General features: G+C 28.1%; 12 protein-coding genes and 1 tRNA gene. 12 read left to right on the forward strand and 1 reads right to left on the reverse strand.

Annotated features, from left to right (window positions below):
• Positions 1–73 precede the first annotated feature (73 nt).
• The 11 genes from ACYUCG_RS14725 to ACYUCG_RS14775 all read left to right on the forward strand — a co-directional run bounded on the left by ACYUCG_RS14725 (position 74) and on the right by ACYUCG_RS14775 (position 14,347).
• Positions 74–149 (forward strand) — tRNA-Ala (locus tag ACYUCG_RS14725).
• Positions 150–914: 765 nt separating this feature from the next.
• Positions 915–2,237, forward strand: a complete 1,323-nt coding sequence (locus tag ACYUCG_RS14730) for an APC family permease (RefSeq protein WP_460268798.1) — start codon at positions 915–917, stop codon at positions 2,235–2,237.
• A gap of 126 nt (positions 2,238–2,363) precedes the next feature.
• Positions 2,364–2,513: a hypothetical protein gene (locus ACYUCG_RS14735; protein WP_164813353.1), complete on the forward strand. Its 150-nt coding sequence runs from the start codon at positions 2,364–2,366 to the stop codon at positions 2,511–2,513.
• 298 nt (positions 2,514–2,811) lie between these two features.
• A complete protein-coding gene (gene glgB, locus ACYUCG_RS14740; RefSeq protein ID WP_460268801.1) occupies positions 2,812–4,839 on the forward strand; it encodes a 1,4-alpha-glucan branching protein GlgB in 2,028 nt (675 codons plus the stop codon).
• Positions 4,840–4,885: 46 nt separating this feature from the next.
• The gene (glgA, locus tag ACYUCG_RS14745) at positions 4,886–6,316 is read left to right on the forward strand and encodes a glycogen synthase GlgA (protein ID WP_460268802.1); all 1,431 of its coding nucleotides are present in this window, start codon (positions 4,886–4,888) and stop codon (positions 6,314–6,316) included.
• A gap of 29 nt (positions 6,317–6,345) precedes the next feature.
• Positions 6,346–8,781 (forward strand): glycogen/starch/alpha-glucan phosphorylase, encoded by a 2,436-nt coding sequence (locus ACYUCG_RS14750; RefSeq protein ID WP_460268799.1) that lies wholly within the window; start codon positions 6,346–6,348, stop codon positions 8,779–8,781.
• Positions 8,782–8,876: 95 nt separating this feature from the next.
• Positions 8,877–10,697 (forward strand): glycoside hydrolase family 13 protein, encoded by a 1,821-nt coding sequence (locus tag ACYUCG_RS14755; RefSeq protein WP_460268800.1) that lies wholly within the window; start codon positions 8,877–8,879, stop codon positions 10,695–10,697.
• Positions 10,698–10,750: 53 nt separating this feature from the next.
• Positions 10,751–11,194, forward strand: coding sequence for a hypothetical protein (locus ACYUCG_RS14760; protein ID WP_283682075.1), 444 nt, complete (start codon positions 10,751–10,753; stop codon positions 11,192–11,194).
• A gap of 341 nt (positions 11,195–11,535) precedes the next feature.
• Positions 11,536–12,702 carry a glucose-1-phosphate adenylyltransferase gene (locus tag ACYUCG_RS14765; protein WP_415319978.1) on the forward strand — a complete coding sequence of 389 codons (1,167 nt, stop codon included), beginning with the start codon at positions 11,536–11,538 and terminating at the stop codon, positions 12,700–12,702.
• Positions 12,703–12,731: 29 nt separating this feature from the next.
• The gene (gene glgD, locus ACYUCG_RS14770) at positions 12,732–13,838 is read left to right on the forward strand and encodes a glucose-1-phosphate adenylyltransferase subunit GlgD (protein ID WP_060794512.1); all 1,107 of its coding nucleotides are present in this window, start codon (positions 12,732–12,734) and stop codon (positions 13,836–13,838) included.
• A 62-nt stretch (positions 13,839–13,900) separates the two neighbouring features.
• Positions 13,901–14,347, forward strand: coding sequence for a VanZ family protein (locus ACYUCG_RS14775; RefSeq protein WP_060794513.1), 447 nt, complete (start codon positions 13,901–13,903; stop codon positions 14,345–14,347).
• Between the two features lie 96 nt (positions 14,348–14,443).
• On the opposite strand, the gene cls is transcribed toward ACYUCG_RS14775, so the two are convergent.
• A complete protein-coding gene (gene cls / locus ACYUCG_RS14780; protein ID WP_240298950.1) occupies positions 14,444–15,886 on the reverse strand; it encodes a cardiolipin synthase in 1,443 nt (480 codons plus the stop codon).
• 431 nt (positions 15,887–16,317) lie between these two features.
• Here cls and ACYUCG_RS14785 point away from each other — a divergent pair, with 431 nt between their 5' ends.
• Positions 16,318–17,874 carry an AbgT family transporter gene (locus ACYUCG_RS14785; protein WP_060794515.1) on the forward strand — a complete coding sequence of 519 codons (1,557 nt, stop codon included), beginning with the start codon at positions 16,318–16,320 and terminating at the stop codon, positions 17,872–17,874.
• The last annotated feature ends 791 nt before the right edge of the window (positions 17,875–18,665 follow it).

Consider the following 18,665-nt stretch of genomic DNA (forward strand, 5'->3'; position numbering starts at 1 on the left):
GCTCAGTTGGTTAGAGCAACCGGCTCATAACCGGTAGGTCCGGGGTTCGAGTCCCTGAAGGTCCACCATTTTTGGGGGTATAGCTCAGTTGGGAGAGCACCTGCCTTGCACGCAGGGGGTCAGGAGTTCGAATCTCCTTACCTCCACCATTAAAGCTATGAACTTTGTTCATAGCTTTTTTATTTTGTAAATAAGAGATTTTTCTATCTAAGATATTAATAATAGTATATTTAGGATCAATGTAATTACTATTTATAATTAAATTTCATAGTGCTTATTTAGCAAAACCTTAAAATATTGTTGTAATTTTAGAGTCATTTTTTTAAAATGACTCTAATTTTTCTTATGGATTAATATTACGGGTTTAAAAAACTAATAGTATGGGATAAAAATAAAAGATTTAATTAAATTCAAAATATATTTGCGTAATAATTAAGTAAATATATGTAAATTGAGTTTAAAGTATTTTTACAAAAAAATGATGCATAAATATTTATATTTTATAGAAAATATAAATATTTTTATTTATAATTATTTATGAAAGTTAAATTTTGATTATTGTTATAAGTTTTATATTAAGAGAATCTAAGGGCTAGTAATAAGTTCAAAATAAAGTAGTAAGATAATATTCTATGAGTAGTATTTATATATGCTTTAAATTATACTTATTAAAGTAATTTTTAAACTTTAGCGATTTAAAGTTATAGAGTTATTTTTATTAGAGTTTCTTTAAATAATTAAAGTTCTATTTATGTTAATTTATGTAGAACTTATATTACAATGAGCAAAGTAAGGGATTTAAAAATTTTAATTGGGGTTATATATACTATATAAAATTATTGAGATAGTACAAACTAATTTTTATATAGTGAAAATTAATGTTTTGGATTTATTCGCTTTTAGGAGGATTAAAAATGGGAAAACCTAAATTAAAAAAGGAAATAGGATTGTTTACTGCTACAGCTTTGGTTGTTGGTAACATGATGGGATCTGGGATATTTATGCTTCCAGCTAGTTTAGCAGGTGTATCTGGTCCTGGTTCTACTATAATGGCGTGGCTATTAACAGGATTAGGTTCTTTGGTATTAGCATTAACATTTGCTAACTTAGGTTCAAAGATTCCTAAGACAGGAGGAACTTATGAGTATTCTAGATTAGCTTACGGAAACTTTATGGGATTTATGACTGCATGGCTTTACTGGAACGGATCTTGGATTGGAAACGCAACTATTTTTATAGTTATTACTACTTACTTAGGTGAAGTTATAACAGGTTTAACTAATTCACCAATAACAGGATTCTTATTCTGTTCATCTATTTTATGGATTTGCACATATATAAATATAAGAGGAACAAAGTTAGCGGGCAGGGTAACTTCGGTAATAACTGTTTTTAAAGTTTTATTATTTATATTCTTCATAGTTGTTGGATTAATTTACTTTGATCCGTCAAACTTAACACCAATATTTCCTCAAGGGAAAGGTATTTCAACTGTTCCTGTGGCAGCTTCCTTAACTTTATGGGCATTTATGGGCTTAGAAACTGCATCTGTAGCAGGAGGAGAAATAAAAGATCCTGAAAAGAATGTTAAGAGAAGTACTATACTTGGTATGTTAATTAGTACTGTTTTATATATATTAATAAGTGTTGTAGCTATGGGAGCTATGAGTCAAAGTGAATTAGCTTCAAGTACTGCTCCTATTTCTGATATAATAGTTAAAGTCTTAAATTTAAAGAGCTTAAACTTCTTAAATATAGCGATAGCTATTAGTATTTTAGGAACAGCTATGGGATGGTTATTATCAACTGCTAGAGTAGGATATGCTGCTGGAGAGGACGGAATTTTCCCTAGTGTATTTGCTAAAGTACATCCTAAGTATAATACACCATATGTAGCATTAATAATAGGTAGTATATTTATCAATATTATATTCTTAATGAACTTTACTAAGGGATTAGCAGGAGCATATAGCTTTATAGTTGTATTAGCTACTTTAAGTTACTTACCAATATATGCGATTTCAACTATTGCAGAAATAATACTTATGGTTAAAGAGGATAAAAAACCTACTTTTAAAAGACATTTACGTTTAATAATAAGATGTTTAATAGGTTTTGCTTTTGCAATTTGGGCCATATATGCTTCAGGAGCTGAAATAGTAATGTATGGGTTTATTTTAATATTACTAGGAGTTCCTATTTATGGTTATATGAGCATAAAAAAACACTTCCGATAAATTGAATTTTGATATTTAACAAATTTGTTATGTAATATTAGTTAATTTATTATATAATAAATATAAGTTTTGAAATTGGGGTTATATTATTTATGGTACAGAAATTTGCGTGGGGAGTGTATTGGGATGGCAAAAGTAGAAGCTTTAGAAGAGGAATTAGTTGAATTAAAACTTAAAAAAAGAAATTTCATTTTAGCCAATAAAGATACAAAAGAGATTGACAATCTTATAAAAAAATTAGAAGAAGAAATTATGAGAATTAAATCAAATAATTGATATTCAGTAGCTATGAAAGAGAAATTACTCTTTCATAGCTTTTTTTGTTTAATAAAAAGGAAGTGTTCTCAGATAAACTTTTAACATGTAAGAAAAATATTATTTTATTATATAAAATTTATTTAATGATACGAAATTTTTAAATATTGTTTTGGTAAAAAAATACATTTAATATATTAATAGGTTTATTCTTGAAAATATATATTTAAAAATAATTTGATTAAATAATTATTTTAGGAGTTTTATAAATAATAATATTTTTTATATTTAGATATTACAAAGGGAAAGGGGATTTATGGTGACTATAGTAGAATTAAAAGATAAGAAATTAGAGATAAAGTCTGTTGGATCGAAAAAAAAAGAAAAATATAAAATAGAATTAAAAAATAAAGTTTTTAATGAAGATGATTTATATTTATTTCATGAAGGGCGAAATTATAATGCTTATAATTTTATGGGAGCTCATTTTACTAGTGAAAATAGAAAACGAGGGGTAAGGTTTACTGTATGGGCTCCAAGAGCAAAGAATATATTTTTAGTTGGAGATTTTTCAAACTGGGAGCTAAAAGAAAAAAATAAGCTTGAGAGAATAAATGAAACAGGGCTTTGGAGTATATTTATACCTAGGTTAAAAGAGGGAATTAAGTATAAGTATCATATTGAACAAGAAGATGGAAAATCCGTATTAAAGGCTGATCCTTATGGCGTTTATTCAGAGGTAAGACCTAATACTGCTTCTATTTTATGTGAAAAGACTAAAATAAGATGGACGGATAAAAAGTGGTTGAATAAAAGGGAAGAAACTAATTATTTTGAAAGTCCTATTAATATATATGAATTACATTTAGGATCATGGAAAAGGAAAGAAGATGAGGAGTTTTTATCTTATGACGAATTGAGTATAATTCTACCTAAGTATGTTAAGAAGATGGGATATACTCATGTTGAATTTATGCCATTAAATGAGCATCCATTAGATGCCTCTTGGGGATATCAAGTTACAGGATATTATTCAGTAACAAGTAGATATGGAGATATTAGGGGGTTAAAAAGGTTAATAAATGCTCTTCATAAGGAGGATATAGGAGTTATTTTAGATTGGGTACCAGGTCATTTTTGCAAGGATATACAAGGATTATATATGTTTGATGGTACACCAACTTATGAATATGAGGAAAATTGGAAGGCTAATAATAAAGGATGGGGAACTTTTAATTTTGATTTAGGAAAACCAGAAGTAAAAAGTTTCTTAATTTCTAATGCTTTTTATTGGATAAATGAATTTCATATAGATGGCTTAAGGGTTGATGCTGTTTCTAATATGCTTTATTTGAATTATGGAAGAAATCATGGAGAATGGGTTCCTAATATATATGGAGGAAATGAAAATTTAGAAGCTATTCAATTTATAAAAGAGCTTAATAATGCTATAAAAATTTATAGCAAAGGGGTAATTACAATTGCAGAAGAATCAACATCTTGGCCTAATGTGACTAATGCTGTTGAATATGGTGGTTTAGGATTTGATTTTAAATGGAATATGGGATGGATGAATGATACTCTAGAATATAATGAGTTAGATCCTATATATAGAAAGTATCATCATAATAAATTAACTTTTCCTATGATGTATCATCATTCAGAAAAGTTTATATTACCTATATCTCATGATGAAGTTGTTCATGGAAAAAAATCTCTTATAGATAAAATGTACGGAGATTATTGGAATAAGTTTTCTAATTTAAGAGCATATATGGCATATATGTATGGTCATCCAGGGAAAAAACTTATGTTTATGGGATGCGAATTTGGGCAGTTCATAGAATGGAGAGAATATGAAGAACTTGAGTGGAAGTTAATTGATAAGTTTGAAATGCATAGAAAAACTCATAACTTTTTTAAAGACTTAAATAATTTTTATAAAAATACTCCTGAGCTTTGGGAATTGGATTACGACCAGGAGGGATTTCAATGGATTGATGCTGATAATAATGAACAAAGCATATATATTTTTATAAGGAAAAGTAAAAATAAAGAAAATTATAAAATATTTGTATGCAATTTTACTCCAATGGTTTATTATGATTTTAATATAGGAGTTCCAGAGGAAGGAGTTTATAGAGAAATTTTCAATACTGATAAAGAAAAGTATGGTGGTTCTGGTCAAGTTATTAGAGAGAATTTATTCTCAAAAGAAGGTTGGTGCCATAATCAGCCATATAATTTAACTATAAAGGTTCCACCAATGGCAGTATCTGTTTTTGAGAGAATAATTGAAAAAAATAAAACGGAAGAAAAAATGGTAAAAGGAGATAAATATGTTTAATAAAAAATAAGAGGGAAGATATTTTATTTTGGAGGGTTTTAAAGTGATAAGAGTTTTATTTGCAACATCAGAGGCAAATCCATTTATAAAAACTGGTGGACTAGGTGATGTAATGGGAGCATTGCCTAAGGAGCTTAGAAGAAAGGGAATAGATGCAAGAGTAATTTTGCCTAAATATAGTGCTATAAAAGGAGAACTTTTAGAAAAGCTTAACTTTAAAAAATGGTTTATGGTTTCTGTTGGCTGGAGAAATCAATATTGTGGAATATATGAGTGTGAATATGATGAAGTTATATATTATTTATTAGATAGTGAGTTCTATTTCCATAGGGATGGTTTATATGGCGAAGGTGATGATGGAGAGAGATTTGCTTTCTTTGATAGAGCTGTTTTAGAAACATTAAAAGAGGTTGATTGGTGTCCAGATATAATTCATTGTAATGATTGGCAAACAGGAATGATACCAGTCCTTCATAAATTAGAGTATTCTAAAGATCCTTTTTATAAGGATATTAAGACAGTGACTTCAATTCATAATCTATTATTTCAAGGGAATTTTTCAGCAGATATTTTACCAGAACTTTTTGGATATGATTATGAACCAATAATAAATGGCAGTTTAGAGTTTTATGGTGGAATGAGTTTTATGAAGGGAGCTATAAATTATAGTGATAGGATTTTAACTGTAAGTGAAACTTATGCCAAGGAAATTCAAACTCCTTACTTTGGAGAAAATTTAGATGGCTTATTAAGAGAAAGAGGGTATGCACTGAAAGGAATAGTAAATGGTATAGATTATGATGAATTTAATCCTAGTAAGGATAGTTTAATAGCTAAAAATTTCTCAGTAGAAACTCTAGAGGATAAAGCATTAAATAAATTAGCTCTTCAAAAAGAATTAGGTTTACCTATAAATTCAGATATACCTATGATAAGCATTGTATCTAGACTTACAAATCAAAAAGGATGTGACTTAATAGTAAATATAGCACATAGATTGCTTCAAAGAAATGTTCAGTTGGTCATATTAGGAACAGGTGATTATAATTATGAAAACCACTTTAGAGGATTACAAGAGCTTTATCCAACTAAAGTATCTGCTAATATAAAGTTTGATAATGGATTAGCTCATAGAATATATGCAGCTTCAGATATGTTCTTAATGCCATCATTATTTGAACCTTGTGGATTAGGACAACTTATAGCATTAAGATATGGCACTATTCCAATAGTCAGAGAAACTGGTGGATTAAAGGACACAATTCATCCTTATAATAAATATAATGGAATAGGAAATGGATTTAGTTTCACAAATTATAATCATAATGACTTAATGTATGTTATTGAATTAGCTTTAGAGACATATGATAATAAAGAGATTTGGAAGTCATTAATTATCCAAGCTATGGATTCTGATAATAGTTGGAATAAGTCAGCAGAAAAATATAAGGAGTTATATGAAGAATTAATCAAGTAGTTTTAATCAAGTTTGTAGGAGGCGAGTAGATGCTATCTATAAATAAGGAAAGTTTTAAGAGAGATTATAAAAAAAAGTTCTTAGAACTTCATGGTATAGAACTTGAGGAAGGACAAAACTTTCATAAGTATGAGACACTTGGAAGCTTAGTTAGAGATTATATTGCAGAGGATTGGATAAATACTAAAAAGAAATATGAGGATTCAAAACAAAAACAAGTTTATTATTTTTCTATGGAGTTTTTATTAGGAAGACTTTTAGGAGATGCTTTATTAAACTTAGGTATAAGAGAAACATGTCGGGAAGCTTTAAAGGAATTAAATATTAATCTAGAAGAATTAGAAGAGATTGAAAGTGATCAGGGGTTAGGTAATGGAGGATTAGGTAGATTAGCAGCTTGTTTCCTAGATTCAATGGCTTCTTTAAATATAGCTGGACATGGATGTGGAATAAGATATAAATATGGATTTTTCAATCAAAAAATAATTGATGGATCACAGGTAGAAACACCAGATAGTTGGCTTAAGAACGGAAATGTATGGGAAGTTAAAAAAACAGATAAAGCAGAAATAGTTAAGTTTGGCGGAAATATTAAGTGTGAAGACATAAATGGTAGGTTAACTTTTACCCATGTAAATTATGAGCCAATTTTAGCAGTTCCTTATGATACGCCTATTGTTGGATATGAAAATAATGTGGTAAATAATTTAAGGTTATGGAGTGCAGAACCAGTAGATAATGAATTTGATTTTTGTTATTTCAACAGAGGCCAATATCTAAAGGCAATAGAATATAGAAATTCTATTGAAGCCATATCACAGGTTTTATATCCAGATGACTCAATGTATGAAGGGAAACTTCTTAGATTAAAACAACAATATTTCTTTGTATCAGCAGGACTACAAAGTATAGTTAGACACTATAAGAAAAATGGTGGAAAAATAGAAGAGTTTGATGAATATATTGCTATTCATATAAATGATACTCATCCAACTTTGGCAATACCAGAACTTATGAGAATTTTATTAGATGAAGAGGGGCTTTCATGGGAAACTGCCATGAGAATAACTACAAACACAATATCATATACAAATCATACTATTTTATCTGAAGCTTTAGAGAAATGGCCAATAAATATGTTTAAGGAGCTTCTTCCTAGGATATATATGATAGTTGAAGAGATGAATGAAAGATACTGTGCTGAACTTTGGCATAAGTATATTGGTCAATGGGACAAGATTTCTAAGATGGCTATAATAGGAGATGGCTTTGTTAGAATGGCTAATCTTGCAATAGTAGGTAGCCATAGTGTAAATGGTGTGGCAAAATTGCATACAGAAATACTTAAGAAAAAAGAGATGAGTGATTTTTATTATCTTTATCCAAGTAAATTTAATAATAAAACCAATGGAATAGCACATAGAAGATGGCTTCTAAAAAGCAATCCTGAACTTACTAATCTTTTAAAAGAAACAATAGGAGACAGCTTTATAAAACATCCTACAGATATGGAGAACTTTGAGAAATACATTGATGATGAGTATGTTTTGAAAAGATTAGGAGAAATAAAAAGGAAAAATAAAGAAAATTTAGCTAAGGTAATTTTTGATAATCAGGGAATTAAAGTTGATCCAAATTCAATTTTTGATGTGCAAGTTAAAAGAATACATGCATATAAACGTCAGACTTTAAATTGTTTAAGAATAATGGAGCTTTATAATAGGTTATTAGAAAATCCAAATTTAGATATAGCTCCAAGAACCTTTATATTTGCAGGTAAAGCTGCACCTGCATACTATTTAGCTAAAAATACTATTGAATTAATAAATGCTGTTGCAAAGAGAATAAATAATGATAAGAGAATTAATGATAAAATAAAAGTAGTTTTCTTAGAAAATTATAGAGTTTCTCTTGCAGAAAAGATAATTCCAGCTACAGACTTAAGTGAGCAAATCTCAACTACAACTAAGGAAGCTTCAGGTACTTCTAATATGAAGTTTATGATGAATGGTGCTGTTACAATAGCAACCTTAGATGGAGCTAATATAGAAATAAGAGATGAAGTTGGGGATGAAAATATTGTTATTTTTGGGTTAACAGAAAATCAAGTTCTTGATTATTACTCTAGAGGTGGATATTCAGCTTGGGATGTAAGAAATAATGATAATAGGTTAATTAGAGTTACAGATGATTTAATAAATGGAGTTTACTCTAGTGATAGAGATAAGTTTAGAAGTGTATATGATAATTTATTGACCTATAATGATGAGTTTTTTGTATTAAAGGATTTTGATTCATATTTGAAAGCTCAGGATAAGGTAGACTTACTTTATAGAAATAATAAAGATTGGCAAAGAAAATGTGGAGTAAATATAGCACATTCAGGTATATTTTCTTCAGATAGAACAATAGCTGAGTATGCTACAGGAATATGGGGTTCAAAAGTCATATACAAAAACTTATAGAATTTTATAATAAAGTATAATCCATAAAGCACTTATATTAATAATATATATTAATATAAGTGCTTTGTTTTATTAAGTAAGAAAGGGGTATTGCTATGGGAAAAGCTTATATTTATCATGATTCTCAAGATACCTTTTATAGGGAACCTTTTGGAGCTGTTTCTGTAGGTTCTAAGGTAAGTTTAAGATTAGAATGCAAAGATTGTGGAGAAGTTTTTATAGAGGTAATAAAGTTTGATGGAAGTAGATATTCAATACCTATGACAATTGAAGAGCGAAGAAATGAATGCATAATTTATAAAGGAATAATAGACACTACAAACTCCTTAGGAGTAATAAATTATTACTTTAAATACATTAAGGATGGATTTACTCAATATTATGGAAATAATGATGAGTGTTTAGGGGGAAAGGGAAAGATATATTATGATTTTCCTAATTATTATCAAATAACAGTTTATGAAAATAATAAAATTCCTAGTTGGTATAAAGAAGGTATTATTTATCAAATATTTGTGGATAGATTTTTTAATGGGAATAAGGATAGCGCGATATTTAATAAAAAGAAAAATAGCTTTATATATGGTAATTGGTATGATGAGCCAATGTATATAAGAGATAATAATGGAAATATTAAGCGATGGGATTTTTATGGAGGTAATTTAAGAGGCGTAATTAAAAAATTAGACTATATAAAATCACTAGGTGTAAATATTATATACATGAATCCAATCTTTGATGCTGTTAGTTGTCATAAATATGATACTGGAGATTATGAAAATATAGATAAGATGTATGGAACTAACAGTGATTTTAAGGAATTGTGCCAAAAAGCTGAGGAAAAAGGTATAAGGATAATATTAGATGGTGTTTTTAGTCATACAGGATCAGATAGTAGGTACTTTAATAAATACGGAAACTATGGAGAGCTTGGAGCCTATGAATCTAAATACTCTAAATATTATAAGTGGTATAGGTTTTATGATTATCCTAATAGTTATGAATGTTGGTGGGGTTTTGAAAATCAACCTAATGTAGAGGAATTAGAAAAGACATATTCAGATTATATAGTTAATAGCGAAAATTCAATAATAGCAAAGTGGCTTAGATTAGGCGCAAGTGGATGGAGGCTAGATGTAGCAGATGAACTACCAGATGAATTCATACAAATGATTAAGGAAAGGATGAAAAGTGAAAAAGAAGATAGTGTGCTTATAGGAGAAGTTTGGGAAGATGCTTCAAATAAGGTTAGCTATTCAAAAAGAAGAAAATATTTATTAGGAAATGAATTAGATTCTGTAACAAATTATCCTTATAGAGATATAATTTCTAATTTTTTTAATGAAGAAATAAGTTCAAAGGATTTTTATAAAGTTATAATGAGCATAAAAGAAAATTATCCAAGAGAAAATTTTTATGCAAACATGAATCTTTTAGGTAACCATGATACAGAAAGAATATTTACAGTATTAAAAGAAAATTTAAATAAGTTAAAATTAGCTCTATGCCTTCAAATGACCTTACCTGGAGTTCCTCTAATTTATTATGGCGATGAGGCTGGACTTTTAGGAAATAAGGATCCTGAAAATCGAAAGACCTATCCTTGGGGGCGAGAAAATAAGGGAATATTAAGTTATTATAGCTTTTTCGGGAACTTTAGAAAAAATGAAGAGGTTCTAAGAAAGGGAGATTTTTATATTTTTAAAGATACACCAGAGGATATCATTGCTTTTAAGAGAGCTTATAAAGAAAAAGAAATGATAATTATAGTGAATAGAAGCAATTATAGTAAAGTAATAACCTTAAAGGGGGAAAATAGAAGTTATAAGGATAGATTTTCTAATGAGGAATTTTATAGTGATGGTAGTATTACTTTAGATATAGAAGGGGAAAGTTATAAAATTTTAACTAATTAGATGCATTTTCTAAGTGAAAAAATCATATTAATCCATATATGGAGGTGGATAATATGATAAGAACAATAGTATGCCAAAGAGAGGGATGCAATGGAAATGCTTTTTATATAAATAGTCATGATGGTGAAATGAGTGTTGTATGTAAGGAGTGTAATAGTGAGTATAAATATGAAACTGAGAATAATTCACTTTTGATGTTATCTAATTGCTCAAGCTGTAACAATGATACTTTTAAGGTTTTTAAAGATACTGAGAGTAATAATATATATGCAAAGTGCATGGTTTGTGGTAATCCACCAGAAAATATTTTTATTGATGCTGATGGGAATCAAGTATCTTATGAATCTAAAATTTTAAATGATATAAAGGACATGGTTTATAGAGTTGAGCAAAGAATAAGCAATCTTGAGAGAGAAGTTGAGAGTTTAGGAAGTGGTCAAGTATTGATAGAGCAATCTATGGCATATATAAATCAATTTTTATCAGAAACTAAATAAATTATTAGAAAAATAATTTATTATTCTAAAATATAATATTTTTGACATTAATATTTTCTTATGAGTGTTTAAATTAAAGAGAAATTTTATTTAATTAAGATTTTGTTTGAGTACTAGAAAGAAGAGAGATTTCTAGTACTCTTTGTTATTAAAAAATTTAATAAAATTTTATAGGAATTAGAATTATTTCTTAAAATTATTTAATTAATTTAAAATAATAAATTTTTAATATTAAATTTATTATAAATTAACTTTATTTAACTATTAAAGTTAAAGTAAAAGTATGTTATAATTTAAATATCCATTAAATGGTATATAGGGTATATATTGGGGGGTAGCTTATGTCAAAGAAAGAGATAGTTGCAATGATATTAGCTGGAGGTCAGGGCTCCAGATTAGGCGTTTTAACTAAAAATTTAGCAAAACCAGCAGTTCCTTTTGGAGGGAAATATAGAATAATAGACTTTCCTTTAAGCAACTGTTCTAATTCAGGAATTTATACTGTTGGAGTTTTAACACAGTACAAGCCTTTAAAATTAAATGAACATATTGGTATTGGTGATACATGGGATTTAGACAGAAGAGATGGAGGGGTGAGCATATTGCCTCCATATCAAAAAGAAAAAGGTGGAGATTGGTATAAGGGTACTGCTAATGCAATTTATCAAAATATTGAATTCATAGAAAGATATGATCCAGAGTATGTGCTTATCTTATCAGGAGATCATATTTATAAAATGGATTATGATAAAATGCTAGAAATGCATAAACAGAAGGAAGCTGATGCTACTATAGCAGTAATAAATGTTCCTATGCATGAGGCAAGTAGATTTGGAATAATGAATACAAATGATGATTTATCAATATATGAATTTGAGGAAAAACCAGAACATCCAAAGAGTACAAATGCTTCAATGGGAATATATATTTTTAACTGGAAAGTTTTAAAGAAATTTTTAGAAGAGGATGAATTAGACCAAAATTCAAGTAATGACTTTGGAAAAAACATAATTCCTAAAATGTTACATGCAGGTAAAAGACTGATAGCTTATCCATTTAAGGGCTATTGGAAGGATGTTGGAACTATAGAAAGTTTATGGGAAGCTAATATGGATCTATTAAGGCATGAAGATGAGTTAAGTCTTTATGATAGTGAATGGAAAATTTATTCAGCTAATCCTGTTAGACCAGCTCAATTTATTGGAAAAGATGCAGAAATAAAGTCTTCATTAACAGTTGAAGGATGTATAGTTCATGGTAAGGTGGAAAATTCAGTTTTATTCCAAGGTGTTTATGTAGGAAAGGGAGCCGTAATTAAAGATGCAGTAATAATGCCTAATACAAGGATTGATGATGACGTTATAATAGAAAAAGCTATTATAGGTAGTGAATCTATTGTAGGTAAGGGCTGCAAAATAGGGGATGGAGATAAAATTTCAGTTATAGCATCAAAAGAGGTTGTTATAGGAAATAAAGAAATAATGGAAGAATGTGCTATGGTAAAGTAAGTAAAGGTATATGAGAGGGGGAATGGTTAATGAATAATTGTATAGGGATAATAAATTTAGATGAGAATGAAAGTAGAATGGGAGAGTTAGTCAAAAATAGACCTTTAGCATCAGTTCCTATTGCTGGACGATATAGAATAATTGATTTTATACTTTCTAATATGACTAATGCAGGAATAGAATCTTTAGGTATTTTAAGCAAAAATAAATCTCGTTCATTAGTAGATCATTTAACTAATGGAAGGCCATGGGATTTACACAGAAAAAGAGATGGATTAAGAGTATTTAATTTTGGTGAAAGAGATCCATATTACGACGATATAACTAATCTTTATGAGAATTTAGGTTTTTTAACCAAAAGTAGAAGGGAATACGTGATTATATCACCATCATACATGATTTGTAATATAAATTTGAAAGAAGCTTTAGAATATCACAAAAAAAATGATAATGATGTTACAGTAATATATAAAAAAGTTAAAGATGCAGATTCTAATTTTATTGATTGTGATGTTTTAAATTTTGATGAAAGTGGATTTATAAAAAGTATAGGAAAAAATTTAGGAAGAGAAGAGGAAAGTAATATAAGCATGGAAATGTATATATTAAGAACAGATCTTCTAATAGAAATAATATATGAATGTATAAGACGAGGTTCACATAGAAAGTTTAAGAGCTATGTAAGTGAATCCTTAGATGAACTGAAAGTTAGTGGGTTTGAATTTAAAGGTTATTTAAGTTGTGTTAACTCATTAAAATCTTATTATAAAGCTAACATGGATTTATTAGATGAGAAGGTTTATAAGGAATTATTTATAGATAATAATCCTATATATACTAAATCTAGAGATGAAGGGCCAACCCATTATACTAAAAATAGTAAAGTAACTAATTCAATAATAGCAAATGGTTCTTATATTGAGGGAAAAATAGAAAACTGTATAATTGGAAGAAGAGTTTATGTAGGACCAGAGGCAGTTATTAAAAATTGTATTATAATGCAAGAAACTGTTATAGGTGAAAATGCTCATTTAGATAAAATAATAACAGATAAAGCAGCAGTAATAAGAGATGATGAGAAAATAGTAGGTCTTGAATACTGTCCTATGGTTTTAAGTAAACCTAATATAATATAAACTTGAAATAAATCATAGCATCCTTTAAATTTAATTTATACAAAAGGAGAAGAGGAGATGCTATGGATAATAAAAGAAAAAGAATAATTGCATGGAGTTTAATTATATTCTGGATGGCTTTTATATTTTTTATGTCTAGTCAGCCAGGAGAGGTTTCTTCTAAACAAAGTAATTTTATAGTTATTTTACTTGATATGTTTGGAATGGACTTAAATAGTCGTTTTGGTGAATTATCAACATTTATTATAAGAAAGGGAGCACACTTTACTGAATATATGATACTTTATTTCTTAGCTTTTAATCTTTTAAGATTATATATAACTAGAAAGAAAGCATATATATATTCTTTAATTATAGTTTTTGGATATGCTTGTAGCGATGAATTCCATCAATTATTTGTAGAAGGAAGAAGTGGACAGTTTAAAGATGTTCTTATAGATACATCAGGAGGAATTTTTGGAAGTTTATTAGTTGCTTTAAAAAGTAAAATTTTCTCTAATAAAGCTTAAAATGAAAAAATCCTAAAATATATCTTTTAAATATAAAAAGTTTCTTTATAGTTTTTCTCTATAAAGAAACTTTTTTCTTTAATAATTAATAATTTTTTATAATAATGCTGAGAAAATTCTAGTAACCCCCTCTATAAACTTGTCAAACTTAGTTGATTTTTCATATTCTTCAATTTTAAAATGTCTAGATTTAAGTAAATCTTCAAAAAACAGAGCATCTAATCTACATGTTATTTCCTTATCGTATATAACAGTATTTATTTCATAATTAAGCTCAAAACTACGTATATCCATATTAGCTGTTCCTAAAGTGCATATTTTCCCATCTATTGTCATTGTTTTAGAATGTATGAAAGAACTTTTATCATAAAAATAAACTTCAATTCCACAATCCATAAGTTCAGCCAAATAACTTTTAGATGCTTTATTTACCATAAAGTGATCTGATTTTTCAGGAAAAATAATCTTTATGTCAACTCCGCTTAATGAAGCTATTCTAAGAGCTTCTATTATACTTGATGGTGGTACAAAATAAGGCGTAGTTATATAAATATTTTCTCGTGCAGTCATAATCATTTTTAAAATGCTCTGCATTATTGCAGGGAATGTTGAATCAGGACCACTTTTAACTAACTGCATTAAAACTCTTTCCTTAGCAACTGTATTTTCAGGGAAATATTTATCAAATTCCTTATCATAAAAAGTATAACTATTATTAGCTTTTTCTATGGTTATGAAGTCATCTAGGAAAACAGCTTGTAGTGCTAAAACAAAATCACCTTTAATCATTAGGTGGGTATCTCTCCAATAACCGAATTTTTTATTTCTACCTAAATATTCATCTCCTATATTAATACCACCTAAAAAACCGACTTGTCCGTCTATAACAACTATTTTCCTATGATTTCTATAGTTAATTTGAGTATTTATTACTTTAAGAAGAGGTGCTAAGAAGTAAGAGTACATAACAACTGAAACTCCTGCTTTTTTTAAATCTTTAATGTAGCTTCTTTTTAAACTACTTGAACCAACCTTATCAATAATAAATCTAACCTTAACTCCCTCTAGCGCCTTCTTTATTAATATATCTTTAATTTCAGTGCCTATTTCATCACTATTTACTATATAGTACTCAAGATGAATATGATGCTTAGCCTTAAGAAGTTCTTCTTTTAAATCTTTAAACTTTTCAACACCATCCTTATATATCTTTATGTCATTATTCACAAAGATAGGAGAATCACTGTTGAAAGCTAGAAGTTCCATTAAAGGAATATATTGTTTTTCTGGATACTCATCTAAAATAGGACTTATTAAGTCATTAATTTTAGGATTAATTCTATCATTAAGTTTATGTCTTTTCCAGTTACGTCCTAAGAATATATAAAGTATTAATCCTATTGGAGGTAATAGGGTTAGTATTAGTAACCACGCTATTGTTTTTTCTGGTTGTTTTCTTTCTAGTACCACAATTATGACAGACAAGATTACATTAATTATAAATGCTATATATAGAAATGTTGTTGTATAGTTTATAATAATCCCTCCCTCATAAATACAATACTAAATCTTATTGTAACATTAATTATCTTAATAACTAATACTTTCTAAATAGTTTTATATAAAAATATATTAGCAAAATTTAAGTATAAATTATATAAAATATTATAATCTACATATTTATTATTAAAAATATGAAATCAATATATTGTAGATAAAATTTAAATGGGTTATATAAAGAAGATAAAATTCGTTCTAAATCAATATTTTTATTTTTCTTTAATAAGATAAAGTGAGAAAATTATCAAATATATAACTAAAATATTAACATTATGTTATATAAATGTGATTATATTGAAATTTTAATAATAAATGATATAATAAATTAAAATAATAATAAAAATAAGTTGTTGTTAGGGGTTTATAAGCAAAAAAATCAATAACTATTAATAAAAGGGGGGCATATAGATATGAAAGCTATAAAAGAAGTAAATCAGAAAAAAGGCGGAATTTTAGGTTTCATAGAAACAGTAGGTAATAAATTACCACATCCAGCTACTATATTTGTGATATTATGTGTTGGTGTAGTAATCTTATCTCATGTTTTAGCATCAAGGGGTGTATCTGTTACGTATGAAGGAATAGATAGAGCTACAAATGAAATTAAAGAGATAACGGTTTCGGTTCAAAGTTTGTTAACTCCAGATGGAATAAGATATATTTTTGAATCATTAATAACTAATTTTACAAGCTTTGCAGCTTTAGGAACAGTTTTAGTTGCAATGTTAGGGGTTGGAGTTGCAGAAGGAACTGGTCTTATAGGAACAGCATTAAGAAGATTAGTGTTAAAGACTCCAAAGAGTTTAGTTACAATGGTTGTTGTATTTGCCGGAGTTATGTCAAGTATAGCTTCTGACGCAGGCTACGTTGTTCTTGTACCACTAGGTGCAGTAATATTTATGAGTTGTGGAAGACATCCACTAGCTGGTATAGCAGCTGCATTTGCAGGTGTATCAGGTGGATTTAGTGCAAATCTTTTTCCAGGACCTGTTGATGCTTTATTAGCAGGTATGACTACAGAGGGTGCTCATATGTTTGATCCATCATATTCAGCATCACCAGTAGGAAACTGGTATTTTATAATGGCTTCAACAGTTGTAATAACTTTAATAGGAACTTTAGTTACTGAGAAAATAGTTGAACCTAGATTAGGAAAATATAGAGGTGAACTAATAGCTGGTGATGAAGATGCTATGAAACCTCTTGATGAAAAAGAAAAAAGAGGATTAAAGTTTGCAGGTTTATTTGCTTTAGTAGGAATTATATTAATAGGAGCTTTAGTTGTTCCAGCTAACGGTATATTAAGAAATCCTGAAACAGGAGAAATATTAAGCTCACCATTTATGAATTCAATAGTTGTTTCTATCGCATTTGTATTCTTACTAGCAGGTGTTGGATATGGAATAGGTGAAGGAAAAATAAAGAGCGATAAAGATATAGTTGGTGAAATGGGCAAAACAATGTCTACAATGGGATCATATATAGTATTAGTATTCTTTGCAGCTCAATTTGTAGCTTACTTTGGAAAAACTAATTTAGGTACTGTAATAGCAGTTAAAGGAGCTGACTTCTTAAAGGCAACAGGAATTCAAGGTATTCCTTTATTAGTAGGATTCATACTTGTAACAGCATTTATAAACTTATTCATGGGATCAGCTTCAGCTAAATGGGCTATAATGGCGCCAATATTTGTTCCGATGCTTATGGGAGTTCATATAAGTCCAGAAATGACTCAAATGGCATACAGAATAGGTGACTCAACAACAAACATTATATCTCCACTTATGACTTACTTTGCATTAATAGTATCATTTAGTGAGAAGTATGATGAAGAGTCTGGAATAGGAACAATGATATCAACAATGGTTCCATATTCAGTTTGCTTGTTAATAGGATGGACAATCTTATTAATGGTTTGGTATGTATTTAAATTACCTTTAGGACCTGGAGCAGGAATAGTTATATAATATATAAATATAAAAAGTTATACATTATATAAGTTAGAAGTGTTATTTATAAAGATCATATAAATATAAAAAAATATAGAGTAATTTTAGATAGAGTATTATGATATAGGATTTAATATATAACTATTAAATCCTATATCTTTTTTTATGTTTAAATTTAAAAGGGCAGTTATTGATAGTTAATAATCTAATGTTATAAGTTGAAAATAAAAAATAACTTATATTTAAATTTATTTATAGTTAAATTGAGATTTTACTATAAATAAAAGTTATATTTAGTTTTTTATATGGAATTTTCTAAGTGAAATTTTAATTGTAAGCTTAAATAAATATAGTATTTATGTCCTAAATGTAGTAATTATCAAGGAATAGGATTTATAAAAATGGAATGTTTGGAATTAAGTTGAATTAAAATAAAGAACACAAAACCAGGCGTATCAATATAAAGAAAATAAAGTATTTTAATGAAAAATAGAGTATTTTAAGAATAATTGTCGTAACTAATGAAATATATAGTAAGTGTATAGTAGCTAACATGGTAAGATAAATCTCGTCGCTGAGAGACACAGAAACAACTCAACAAAACAAATTAAAAGTTTTGAAAAAATGTTGACAAAGTTTCAAAGTGATGTTAAAATGAGAAAGTCGCTTGAGGGCGACAAAGAAATGGTCTTTGAAAATTAAACAGAAGATATTAACATAAACCAGCAATTCTTTTATAAGTAATATGAGTATAGATTAAACTTTTAAATTGAGAGTTTGATCCTGGCTCAGGATGAACGCTGGCGGCG

It is taken from the genome of Clostridium sp. CTA-17 (assembly GCF_054767895.1).

Coding starts and splice junctions, on each gene's coding strand:
- ACYUCG_RS14730 (WP_460268798.1), top strand. CDS start 915: ATGGGAAAACCTAAATTAAAAAAGGAAATAGGATTGTTTACTGCTACA.
- ACYUCG_RS14735 (WP_164813353.1), top strand. CDS start 2,364: ATGGCAAAAGTAGAAGCTTTAGAAGAGGAATTAGTTGAATTAAAACTT.
- ACYUCG_RS14750 (WP_460268799.1), top strand. CDS start 6,346: ATGCTATCTATAAATAAGGAAAGTTTTAAGAGAGATTATAAAAAAAAG.
- ACYUCG_RS14755 (WP_460268800.1), top strand. CDS start 8,877: ATGGGAAAAGCTTATATTTATCATGATTCTCAAGATACCTTTTATAGG.
- ACYUCG_RS14760 (WP_283682075.1), top strand. CDS start 10,751: ATGATAAGAACAATAGTATGCCAAAGAGAGGGATGCAATGGAAATGCT.
- ACYUCG_RS14765 (WP_415319978.1), top strand. CDS start 11,536: ATGTCAAAGAAAGAGATAGTTGCAATGATATTAGCTGGAGGTCAGGGC.
- glgD (WP_060794512.1), top strand. CDS start 12,732: ATGAATAATTGTATAGGGATAATAAATTTAGATGAGAATGAAAGTAGA.
- ACYUCG_RS14775 (WP_060794513.1), top strand. CDS start 13,901: ATGGATAATAAAAGAAAAAGAATAATTGCATGGAGTTTAATTATATTC.
- ACYUCG_RS14785 (WP_060794515.1), top strand. CDS start 16,318: ATGAAAGCTATAAAAGAAGTAAATCAGAAAAAAGGCGGAATTTTAGGT.